This is a genomic window from Candidatus Cryosericum odellii (assembly GCF_003570935.1).
Lineage (GTDB): Bacteria > Caldisericota > Caldisericia > Cryosericales > Cryosericaceae > Cryosericum > Cryosericum odellii.
Genome location: NZ_QXIU01000209.1, coordinates 1 through 11272, shown reverse-complemented (window position 1 = coordinate 11272; position 11272 = coordinate 1). Strand labels below are relative to the sequence as shown.

At 56.3% G+C, this 11272-nt stretch carries 11 protein-coding genes and 1 pseudogene; all 12 read left to right on the top strand.

Annotation, left to right across the window (positions count from 1 at the left end; translation table 11 throughout):
• The first annotated feature begins 396 nt into the window (after positions 1 to 396).
• On the top strand, positions 397 to 660 hold the full coding sequence (locus SMC5_RS08515; RefSeq protein ID WP_119090002.1) for a hypothetical protein: 264 nt from the start codon (positions 397 to 399) through the stop codon (positions 658 to 660).
• A gap of 9 nt (positions 661 to 669) precedes the next feature.
• On the top strand, positions 670 to 1281 hold the full coding sequence (locus SMC5_RS08510) for a GNAT family N-acetyltransferase (RefSeq protein ID WP_119090001.1): 612 nt from the start codon (positions 670 to 672) through the stop codon (positions 1279 to 1281).
• Positions 1278 to 2270 (top strand): GNAT family N-acetyltransferase, encoded by a 993-nt coding sequence (locus SMC5_RS08505; RefSeq protein WP_119088156.1) that lies wholly within the window; start codon positions 1278 to 1280, stop codon positions 2268 to 2270. Before SMC5_RS08510 ends, SMC5_RS08505 begins: the two co-directional genes overlap by 4 nt.
• Positions 2271 to 2272: 2 nt before the next feature.
• On the top strand, positions 2273 to 3727 hold the full coding sequence (locus tag SMC5_RS08500) for a polysaccharide deacetylase family protein (RefSeq protein WP_119090000.1): 1455 nt from the start codon (positions 2273 to 2275) through the stop codon (positions 3725 to 3727).
• A gap of 1521 nt (positions 3728 to 5248) precedes the next feature.
• A complete protein-coding gene (locus SMC5_RS08485; protein ID WP_119088153.1) occupies positions 5249 to 6349 on the top strand; it encodes a glycosyltransferase in 1101 nt (366 codons plus the stop codon).
• 286 nt (positions 6350 to 6635) lie between these two features.
• A complete protein-coding gene (locus SMC5_RS08480) occupies positions 6636 to 7820 on the top strand; it encodes a glycosyltransferase (RefSeq protein ID WP_119120362.1) in 1185 nt (394 codons plus the stop codon).
• 8 nt (positions 7821 to 7828) lie between these two features.
• Complete coding sequence (locus SMC5_RS08475; protein WP_165848327.1) at positions 7829 to 9010, top strand: glycosyltransferase family 4 protein; 1182 nt, start codon at positions 7829 to 7831, stop codon at positions 9008 to 9010.
• A gap of 5 nt (positions 9011 to 9015) precedes the next feature.
• Positions 9016 to 9924, top strand: a complete 909-nt coding sequence (locus SMC5_RS08470; RefSeq protein WP_243621757.1) for an NAD-dependent epimerase/dehydratase family protein — start codon at positions 9016 to 9018, stop codon at positions 9922 to 9924.
• Between the two features lie 154 nt (positions 9925 to 10078).
• A complete protein-coding gene (locus tag SMC5_RS11440) occupies positions 10079 to 10471 on the top strand; it encodes a sugar transferase (RefSeq protein ID WP_207799171.1) in 393 nt (130 codons plus the stop codon).
• Positions 10468 to 10662 (top strand): sugar transferase, encoded by a 195-nt coding sequence (locus SMC5_RS11775; protein WP_207799170.1) that lies wholly within the window; start codon positions 10468 to 10470, stop codon positions 10660 to 10662. Before SMC5_RS11440 ends, SMC5_RS11775 begins: the two co-directional genes overlap by 4 nt.
• A gap of 92 nt (positions 10663 to 10754) precedes the next feature.
• Complete coding sequence (locus SMC5_RS10810) at positions 10755 to 10907, top strand: hypothetical protein (RefSeq protein ID WP_165846686.1); 153 nt, start codon at positions 10755 to 10757, stop codon at positions 10905 to 10907.
• A gap of 4 nt (positions 10908 to 10911) precedes the next feature.
• Positions 10912 to 11272 (top strand): annotated as a pseudogene (locus SMC5_RS08460) (hypothetical protein); the annotation flags it as partial.

Sequence of the window (11272 nt, the reverse complement as noted above, 5' to 3'; positions counted from 1 at the left end):
GTTGTTACCTTATTGGGACAGGAGGATCATCGACTTCTGGTTGCGAGTGCCACCCGAGCTCCGACTCAACCGCAGACTCCAGAAGAACGTTACTTTCCAGATTGGAGCGGATCTAGGTATCGACCTACACCAGTTGGGACTCCCCTCTGTTGCCTCGCTTGCGAGAAATATGTCTGGGCTTCGCCTCAGACAAATAGGCCGAGTTGTCCCGGGAGTTCGCTTGATTTTAGATGTGGAGCGCAAGCGACGTTGCATCGCGAGGGATCCACTGGGAGCATTTGAAGGATGGCCAGACGCGCGCGAGCGGCGGCTTCTCTGGCAGAATTCGCCCAGTCCGACTATCAACTCTCTCGCGAGTCTCCATGCATCTCGGCTACTGCAGAATGGCGGGAAGGCATGACAAAGTCTTTTCCGCGACATCTGGTTTTCCTGACGGCGTTTCCCTTGGTGGGGGCCAGCATGTTTCCACAAGGGGTTCTTGCTGGCCACTACTTTCAGCGGTGCTTCGTGGGCAAGCAGGAACTGCCAGAGGAACCGCTGAACGTGGACGCGGTCGTTCCGAGCGTGCTGAGCTTGCCGATGTCACATTCACTGTCGTTGTCGGCGACAAATGTTGTGGACGAGGTCCTGTGTTCCTGTTCGTCCAGAAGTACCTACTAGAGGGCTGGATTGAACATGAGGATTCCTGGACTAGAGATACTGAGGGTCGTTGAGTTCAAGCTCGACGCCGCAACAGCGCGCAGTGGATGTGAGGAATATCGCTCCAAGAGTACCGTTCCCGGCGACGTCTCTATCGTCCGTTTTGAGCCAGCCCTTATGTCCGACGTCGCGACTGCTCGTTCGAACAGTACTGCCGAGGCTTTTCTCAGGTTTCATGCTGCGGGCGAATCAGGTTGGTTGGCCATTGATGGTACCGGTAAGGTCGTCGGCCACTGCTGGCGATTGGACAACAGGAGCAAGGGTGTCGTGACGCGAAGCGTCCCCGTTCCTCCGGGCTGGAGTTGGCTACATTACGGTTGGACGGCGCCTGCCTGGCGTGGTCACGGTATACTGCCGGTACTGCTATGCAGCAGCATGAGCGAAGTGTTGGCGGAGCCAACATGGTTGGTTCAGGCATTCGTGACCGACACTGTGGTAGCAAACCATGCGTCTCAGCGCAGTTCGGCGAAAGTCGGTTTCGTGCCAGTGGCCTACATCACGAGCCTGCGTGTCTATCGGCGGTGGTTCGTGCTACACTCGGGTCGCGTGCCTGAGGATGTGACGAGGCAGGCAGGGGCATGACCAACTTGACCGTGCGCGAGCTGAAGCAGGTAGAATGGGATCGCTGGGACGAGTGGCTGGTTCTGCAGCCGTGGGGCTCTCCGTTTTCCTCGGCTTGGTGGCTCGACGCAAACTGCAGAGCGTTTGGAGGCCACCCTGTGTTGCTTGCCGTTTTTGACGAGGAACGACTGGTAGGCGGCGTGGCCCTGCAAACCATCGATGTAGGTCCCGCACACATGGTACGTTCGTCCTTGCTTTACAACCCTATCGTGATTTCCGGGGAAAGCGTCCAGGGAAGACAGAAGATTCTTGGGACACTTCTTGAGGACATAGCCCGTCGAAGGCTCGTCGTACCACCCCTCACTTGCACTACGGACATGGTGGATCTGCGCCAAGCCCTCTGGCATCACTGGGACCTGACGACCAGCTGGACCGTGGTGACAGCGCTGAAAACATGGGTACTCGAGGAAAGCGTGTCCCGACCTGAACTCTACAAAATGAGGAAAGCCCAACGTGCGGAGGTCACCGCACGTGTCGAGCCTCCTGATGGGGATGTTCTTTGTGATCTCATGCAGGCGACAATGTCGCGGCATGGACAAGATGTGCGCCCAAGCAGAAAACAGCTGCTTACCCTGATAGAGGCCGCTGGAGTCCATGGCATGCAAGTTGTAGTGCGCGGTGTCGACGGTGTTCCTCTGAGTGCGGTCTTTACCATGGCGCACGGAACACGGACTGTCTATGGTATCTGGAGTGGTACCTCTGCGATAGGTCTGACCAAAGGCGCAGCCGTGGCGATGCACATTTGTCTACTCAAGGAACTGCAAGCTATGGGCTATGAGTATTATGATTGGTGTGGAGCCAACCTGCCCGGCGTGTCGGATTTCAAGCTTGAGTTCGGGGGCACTTTGACAACGCGCCTCGCAATCTCGAGAGAACCCCTATGGTTTAGAGCAGCGTTCCCAGCGTATGTGCAACTGTCACGGTTCAAGGGCGTCTTGAGGAGGCACTGAGGATGATCACCAGGGTGAGGTACTCCGTCGGCAACGTGGGGCACCCCCGTGCTGCCCAGTATGCCCTTCACACTCTCCTCGAGATGGTCGTTTCTCCGGACTGCCTTGTTCAAGGGACTGCCGCAGCCGAGCGGCGGGAAGATGAGGTGCTTGTCACATATGGAGTAGCACCTGAGGGGATTGACAGTGGTGTCCACGTCTTCGTGTCTGGCTTCTTCGATGGCCACTATGGTAGTATCGATGCCATGCCCGAGCGTCCTGTCATTCGAATGGAAAACATCCCAGCGCTGTACCGCGATGACCGTGGGTCAGGTGACACATTCTACAGTGTCCAACGTGAGGCGCAAGGCACCCGGGTCGATTGTCACGTCGATGTTGTTGCGGGGGCCTTCTTCATGCTTTCCCGGTACGAAGAGACCGTTGTGCCTGCAGTGGATGTGTTTGACCGTTTCCCAGCAGAGTCAAGCGTCGCGTTTCAGGAAGGGTTCCTGCAGGAACCGATCGTCAACCAATATGCTGAACAGCTCCTCAAGATGTTGCGCGTCGCGGGTTTTACGGGCGAACAACGGAGGTGGTGGGGAACAGCCCCGTGGGCGATAGCACTCACCCATGATATCGACCAACTACATCGTTTTGCTTGCGGCAAGCCACCCGCGCACGCCATTGTACGCTCCGCGACAGGTCGAGGGTCAACTATGGACCGCATGGTTTTTCGCGACTATGTGCAGACTATGACCCACAGGAAGGCCGACGAATACGATTGCCTGTCGGAGATGGCGGCGTGGGAGGTATCAATTGGGGTGCGTTCTGCATACTACTTTCTGGCTGACAACGCTGGTCAGTACGGTGCAGACTACGCAGTCGATGCACCCGGCGTGGTGGCCGTGATGAAGACGATGGGGAGTATGGGACACGAGGTCGGATTCCATGCAGGATTCAACGCCTATGAGAATGCCGAGCGATTTCACAATGAGTTGTCCCGGTTGCAATCGATAGGCTTGCCCATTGTTGGCGGCCGCCAGCACTACCTGCGATGGCAGACGCCGACCACATGGCGCCTTTGGGAAGCAGAGGGGCTTGCCTACGACGCGACGTTGGGTTACAGCAAAGCTGCAGGATTTAGGTGTGGTAGCTGTCTGCCCTTCCATCCCTACGACATTGAGAGTGACAGGGAAATGTCGATTTTCGAATGGCCGTTGATGTTCATGGATGCAACGTACCTGTCTGCATGGTCTGAAGGAACGAAGGTCTTGGACCGCGTGTCACAGGAGTGCCGACGCTGCGGTGGCGTGTTGGTCCTGCTTTGGCACAACCGGAACTGGAGCAAGTTGTATGTTCCCGCAGTTCGGCATTACATGCAGGAGTTGCTGAAGCAGCGTATTACGCAAGGTGTCCTAGTGAGCTCCATCAGCGGTCTGACGCGGCTGGTTGACGCGGTATTGGCTGATCATGTTTAGGTCAGGGTTTCGTAGTCGTGGTACTGTCACCTGCAGAGTCTCGCACCTCCAACACACCGGACGTCTTGTCCGGGAAGCCGTTCTGGCTGACGAATCGGCGAACGCGCGTTCTGGTGTTCTTGGTCTGTTTGGCAGGAGCCAATCTCCTTCAGTTCTCATTGCACGAGACCGTATCCTGGAGGTCAATGGTTCGCAAAGAGCGGCCCAGAAACGGATTTGTTCTCGGCTGATGCATTCGAGTCCTCCTCTAGGTCAGGGACCTCGGAGTTATTCGACGTGCTGATACATCGCGTTAGAGGCTCTTCACATGCTGTGACAACTGACCATAGACTGAGGGCGTCTGGCCTGTTCGGCCTGTATGTACTGGCTATGTACGCAGTATCAATTTCTTATGCAGACTTTGCCGTCCTCGGGAACTTCAAACCGATCTCGCTAACAGTAGTCGTCTACATCCCCCTGATGCTGCTGATGATGGGGCGGTCTGCAATTGACACGCTGTTGCGTCGTTCTCACTCAGGAGCCAATCTGTATCAGATCGTAGGATGGAGTCTGCTTGCATGTATGGCGGTCCTTCATGCTCTGTGGTACCCAGAAGTCGTCCGTGCAGGGGGTGAGGCGGACTTCTGGAGCAACGCGGCGATGACTCTCCTGCTCCCTCTGCTGATGTGGCTAATTGGTCTGTCAATTGGTCGTGTTTATGAGAACGTTAGGGATGTCGTCTCGACGAGGTTCATGTTATGGACCGTATTTCTTGCCTTGGCTGCGCCAGTGCTCTATGGGGTCGTAGCCAGCATGGTCCGATATGGCGTCGTCATATTGCTTTTCAAGAACTATGAGACGGGACAAAGCTTCAACTACCTCGCGCTTGGCGACACTCTGGCTGTGTGGAGTCTCCTCCTCATGGGCGCCTATCGTAGGATTCCGCGGACGCAATTGCTAGTTTACGTCATAGCCAGCGGGCTTCTCTTCTTCTCCTTCTCACGAGCGAGCTTCTATCTGTTCTTGGCGTGGGGAGGTATCTACTTGTGGCTCAGCGCCATGCGCCATAGANNTCGGTGCAGTGCTGCTTGTCCTGTCAGAGCATCAGGCGACTATTGGAGCCTCGCCACTCCTCAACCGTATGATTTCGATTGTCCTCAGTCCTGGTGCAGACAGCTCTGTCCAAAGTAGGGCAGTGCTTCTTGGCGCGGGCTGGGCGGTGCTGCGGCAGGACTGGCTCCTCGGCCGCTACATGAGCGAATGGTGGCAAACGGGCCTTCTGGGGGACTATATTCACAATTGGTTATCATTTCTCGCCGCATACGGTATCGTTCCCTTTGCCTCCTTTGTGGCACTGGCTGTGGCACTGGCCAGACGTGCGCGGGCTCTCCTTGCAAGGGGAAGGGGACCACTCCCGCTTATCACATTACTCTTTTGCCTGTCAGCGATTATTCTAGCGCGTTCCTATGTCTGGCCCCAGATCTGGTTTGCGATGGGTTTTGTGGTCACATACACATGCGGTACAGTGGGTGAAAGGAAGACATGAGAATCGCTTATCTCTGTCACTGTGACTTCGATGGGCATCCCGAGAGGAGCGGTGTATACCGCAAGATACTATACCAGGTTGAATGTTGGCGACGATTGGGAAACGACGTAGCCGTCTTTCACATTTCTGCCAATGATACAGGCACCTATGGGACCCCTGATTTTGCTTGGCACGTCTTCCCGTATCCCCGTCGAACATACGTTGGTCGCATGCGTGCATGGAACTCAGCGGCTAAGTCCGTATTGCGGTGGCGACCAGATGTAGTCTATCATAGGTGTGATCTATGGTATCCAGCTATTCAGGAGCTGACTCGACGGGTGCCCTTAGTGCTTGAAATCAACACCGACGATCTAGGTGAATATCGCATGTCGTCGAGGGCCCGGAGTACGTACAATCGCCTAACCCGAGGATTTCTGTTGCGGACATCGTCAGGACTGGTGTTTGTCAGTGCCGAGCTATCCAAATTGCCCCAATACGATTGTTTTGGTAAGCCGTATGTCGTGATTGGCAACGGGATAAGACTTGAGGACTACATAGTGCAGTCCCCCACGCACCACACATGTCCGCGACTCGTGTTCCTTGGCAGCGACAATCAACCGTGGCAGGGTGTAGATGACATACTGACCCTGGCAGGCCTGAAGACTGACTGGTTCTTCGACCTCGTGGGCGTTTCAGCCGGCTCATGCGCCAGGCAGAACGTTGCCTGTCACGGTAGCATGTGTCGCGAAGAGTACGAACCCATACTTGGACGTGCAGACGTCGCTATCGGCACGTTGGCGCTATATCGGAAGGGAGGTGCCGAGTCCTCTTCACTGAAGGTTCGGGAGTATCTGGCGTATGGACTCCCTGTAGTCATGGGATGCAAAGACACCGATTTCCCCTTGCCTGTTCCCTTCATTTTGCAGGTACCCAATCGCCAGGGCAGTCTAGTGAGTGAGATAGCCGCTGTCGAGGGCTTCGTGTCCAAATGGATGGGGAAAAGGGTTCCAAGGAAAGATGTCCTGCAGATAGACGTAGATCCGAAGGAGCGCAAGCGATTGCTGTTCCTTGAGGAGGTATTGGAGTTGCATAATGAGAAACGATTGCATGCCCGCTAGTCCTGCGTGCCCTGCCAGGACAAAGGGTGGCTGCTCGCAACAGAGACACGTTCCGACGACTGAGAACGAAATGGAAGGTGCCCGTCGAAGTACGGAGGGATGGTGTCCAGAGCATACGCTCTGGTCGTTCTCCAGTTGGCGGGAGTCCTGCGGCAACTTGGTAGTGGCTGAATCATTGATGATTATGAACAGGGTGTTGCAAGAGCTGGGAGAGGGATGTGGGAACCACTGCTGTACGTGAGAATTCTAATGAACATGGAATTGCCAATTTTGCAAGGGGGTACAGGTGACAATCACGTCAAGCGTCCCACATAAGACTACGGACTCTGCCGTCGCTCAACCAACGGTCCATCGCACTCTCTTTGTGATTACTGGGTTGGACTATGGTGGGGCAGAGACCCAGGTACGTGATGTGGCGCTGGCGTTCAAAGCCCGGGGTCTGTCGGTCGGAGTTGTCTCCATGTTGCTACCAGTAGCCTACCAAGATGATCTGACCAGCGCAGGGATTCATCTGTGGTCATTAGACATGAAACGTAAGTGGCCAGATCCCAGGATGGTCTGGCGTCTAGCCAGTATTGTGCGCCAGTTCAAACCCGACATAGTCCATAGCCACATGATCCATGCTAACTTGCTTGCGCGGGCGTCCCGGGTAGTTGGATGGCGCAAGATACCACTTGTGTGTACCGCTCACAATGTTAACGAGGGTGGAAGACTGCGCATGTATGCGTACCGGGTCACGGACCGTTGGGCTAGCATCACGACCAATGTCAGCCAGGCTGCTGTCGACCGTTACGTCGCTGTAGGAGCCGCTCCGGCGGGGCACATCATCTACATGCCTAATGGAGTAGACATGTCACGGTTCTGCCCTGACGAGGAGCGTCGCACTGCGGTTCGCCATTCGTTGGGGTTAGGAGCCGATGGATGTGTCATACTGGCGGTTGCCCGGTTCGAGGAAGCGAAGAACCATGCGGGCATGCTGCGCGCGTTTGCACGAGTTCTTGAAACACACCCAAGTGCTACACTGCTGCTCGTTGGTCAGGGAACGCTGCTCAATGCCACTCGTACGCTAGCGACGACCCTTCATGTGGCAGACTCTGTTCGATTTCTCGGCATCCGAAATGACATACCCGACCTTATGCGGGCCAGTGACCTGTATCTTATGTCTTCTCTCTGGGAGGGTCTACCGATCGTCTTGCTGGAAGCTGCGGCGAGTGGATTGCCTGCGGTTGCGACGGATGTTGGGGGCAACCCGACCGCAGTGCTTGATGGCATATCCGGACGCATTGTTTCTCCCAATGATGATGAAGCGTTAGTTGCTGCGGTCATCGAGGTACTCAACATGTCGCCGGCAGCTCGACGCTCATGGGGACATGCCGCACGCCAGTTGGCCCAGTCTAGCTTCTCTTTGGAGTCTGTAGCTGATCGATGGCTTAGCCTATACGCTAGCCTGATAGAGCCACCGGTGCCATGACGACAACAATGGAACTATTACCAGACCAAGCTCTGCCGCGAGTCCTCTTCGTGGCCACTGTCGATGTCACCATCTGGGCTTTTCTGATGCCCTACATGCGGGCGCTGCGGAAGCAGGGCTGGTGCGTTGAAGCAGCTGCCTGTCCAAGTGGTTATGCGGAACGAATCGAGGCGGAGGGATTTGTCGTCCACCCTGTTTCGTTTGCCAGGTCGCCGCTGCACCTTGCTAACATCAAAGGAACGCATGAGTTGCTGCAACTACTGCGACGTGGCCACTTCGACGTCATGCATGTACATACTCCCGTTGCTGGGTTCTTTGGGAGATGGGCCGCACATGTGGCAGGGACTCCCTGTGTGGTCTACACGGCTCACGGGTTTCACTTTCACGAGTACGGAGGGCGTATCTCAAACGCTGTCTTCCTGGCAGCCGAGCGTATGGCGGCCCACTGGACCGACATCCTTGTAACCATTAACAGGGATGACTACACGGCCGCTCAGTTCAAGATGTCAGGACACAAACTCCGAATTCGATACGTGCCAGGGGTTGGGGTGGATCCACAGCAGTATGATTCGCTACTGCCGACAAGAATGCCACTACCAGAGCACGGTATTCAGCTCAGTCCTGATCAGTGCGTTATCACGTGGGTAGGTGAGTTCAACCCTGGCAAGCGACCGCTGGAGGCACTGCGAGTTCTAGCCGACTTGCGACGCCGTGGACTGTCAGTATGCCTCGTCATGGCTGGAGATGGGCCTCTTCTTGCCACGGTCAAAGCCGCTTGTGCTGAATGGGGCCTGCAAGATGTCTGCTGGTTCGTTGGTAGCATCGACTGGATACCGGACCTGCTTGCAGGTTCTCGTCTCTTCATCATGACATCGCAGAGAGAAGGGTTGCCCCGTGCCATGATGGAGGCAATGGCAGCTGGCGTGCCAGTGGTGGCGTATAAAATCCGCGGCGTGCGGGATTTGGTTCAGGACGGCATCAACGGAAGGCTCGTACCACTGGGTGAAGCAAAGCAGATGGCCGACGCAGTGGCGGAGCTTGTGTTGAAGCCGGACGTGGCTCATCGCATGGGGAACGCAGGCCGCGTGACCATCCAGGGAGGGTTCTCGCTTGAAGCCGCAATGTCGCAGATGATGCCAGTTTATGCTGAGGCGGCCGCCATTGCGGCCGAGAGGAGGATTCAGCAGTGAACGCAATGGTGGTAGGCGGTGCAGGGTTCATTGGTTCGCATATTGTTGATGCCTTGGCGGCACGGGGCTGCACAGCTACGGTGTTTGATGACCTGAGCTCGGGGAAGCGCGATAATGTTGAGGCTGGGATCGCCCTGACTGTGGGTGATGTGCGCGACAAGCAGGCCGTAGGCACAGCAGTGTCCGGCAGCGTCGACTACGTCTTTCACCTGGCCGCCCAGATCGACGTTCGCAGAGCGGTCCGCGACCCGGGGCTTGACGCGCAGGTCAATGTTGGGGGCACCATCAACGTGCTCAACGCATGTGTCCAGGCGCATGTACGACGGTTTGTCATGTCGTCGACGGGCGGAGCGCTGTACGGCGAACCCTCAACGTTGCCGGCTGGCGAGCAGTCCGTCATCCAGCCTCTGTCCCCCTACGGTGTATCAAAGTACTGTGCGGAGCAGTACATCGGGTATTTCCATCGCGTCTGCGGGCTGGAAACGGTGATCCTGCGGTACGCCAACGTCTACGGACCGAGGCAGGATCCCACAGGAGAGGGAGGCGTTGTCGGCATCTTCGCGCGGCATATCCTGCTCGGTCAATCATGTATCGTGTATGGTGACGGGGAGCAGACACGTGACTTTGTCTTTGTCGACGACGTCGCACAGGCCAACATGCTTGCGATGCGGGGGCCTCTGGACACGCTCAACATTGGTACGGGGGTCGAAACGTCCCTGAATCAGCTCCTGGCTGCCTTCGAGCGTGTTGTTGGCCATCCTGTTGCTCGGGAGTATGCGCCGGCCCGTGCAGGCGAGGTACGGAGAATTGCGCTGAATGCAGAAAAGGCGCGGCATGAACTGGGATGGAAGCCCTCGGTGTCGCTGGCAGACGGCCTCGCTCGGACGCTGGCGTGGGTGAGAACATGTCTCTAGGTGGGGATTATTCCACGGACTCTCTATACGCCCGGCGCGGAGCCACTATTTTTTGGATGTTTCACTTGCAAGGAAGCGGAGTGTCGTCTAGTGCGCCACCTAAGACTCTTCATGTGCTGCAACAAAACACTGACGGTAGCACGGGTCTATTGCCATGAAGAGAGCTTTTGACACTGTTTGCGCCCTCATTGCACTGACTGTCTTCAGTCCTCTGCTGTTGTTGGTTGCGATGGCAATTCTTGTTAACACCGGGCGTCCAGTGTTCTTCCTGCAGGAACGAGCTGGTTTGCATGGACGATCGTTTCACATCATCAAGTTCCGGTCGATGACCCGTGACGCGGAGCAGCGGATTCATGGGGAGTATATCGCTGCGGACAATCCATACGTGACGCCTGTTGGGAGGTTCTTGCGCAGGACCAGCCTGGATGAGCTGCCCGAGTTTGTTAATGTTCTGAAGGGTGAAATGAGCTTGGTGGGACCAAGACCGCAACTGTCTCAAGAGGTCGCCAACTACGATGAGTTTCAGCGNNGAGCAGGCTGGAAGTGAGACCGGGGATTACGGGGTGGGCGCAGGTCAACGGACGCAATAGCATATCGTGGACCGAGCGCTTCAAGCTGGATGCCTGGTATATTGACCATTGGACACCGTGGCTGGATGTCCGTATACTATTCATGACGATTGGTCAGGTGTTGCGACAACGTGGCTTGGAAAGGCCGCCTGACATCACTGAGCCGTAGCCTCACCTGCTGGACCAGGTTTGGGGTAGCGATCACAGGTGCACTCGGTGGAAGAACAAAGGCCCAAACTACTCTTTAGGGAGATGATGGCAATGAGCATTGAGGGTAAGCTTATTTGCCTTCGCGCCATTGAGGAAGAGGATCTTGTTTTTCTCAGAGATCTGCACGAGGATTGGGTGTACGTCGCGATATTGGCCAACAAGTACAAGGATCTGGTGACACAGACAGGTTACGGGGAGGACTGAACACGTGATGCAATGGGAAGTAGGCGGCGAATTCGAGCTCCGAGACAGTTCTCTGGCACACCCGGAAGAGTGCGACCTGTTGTCGGCGCAGTCGTGGCGATTACCGCCTGGCGAGTGTCGCCTCGTGCAGAATGGCCAGGCAGCGCTGCTGACAGCCCTGAGAGACGCCCGTTACGGGGCGAAACTGATGGATGCCTGGCTACCCTCATACTTGTGTGCATCGATGGTGCAGCCCTTCCGACAATCGGGACTCGAGGTGCAGTACTACCCGGTTGATGGCCATCTGGCTCCGGTGGACGGCCTCTGGGCTTTGGCAGTCGGCCATGGCAGCGTTGTTCTGTACGTCAACTACTTCGGATTCCCTG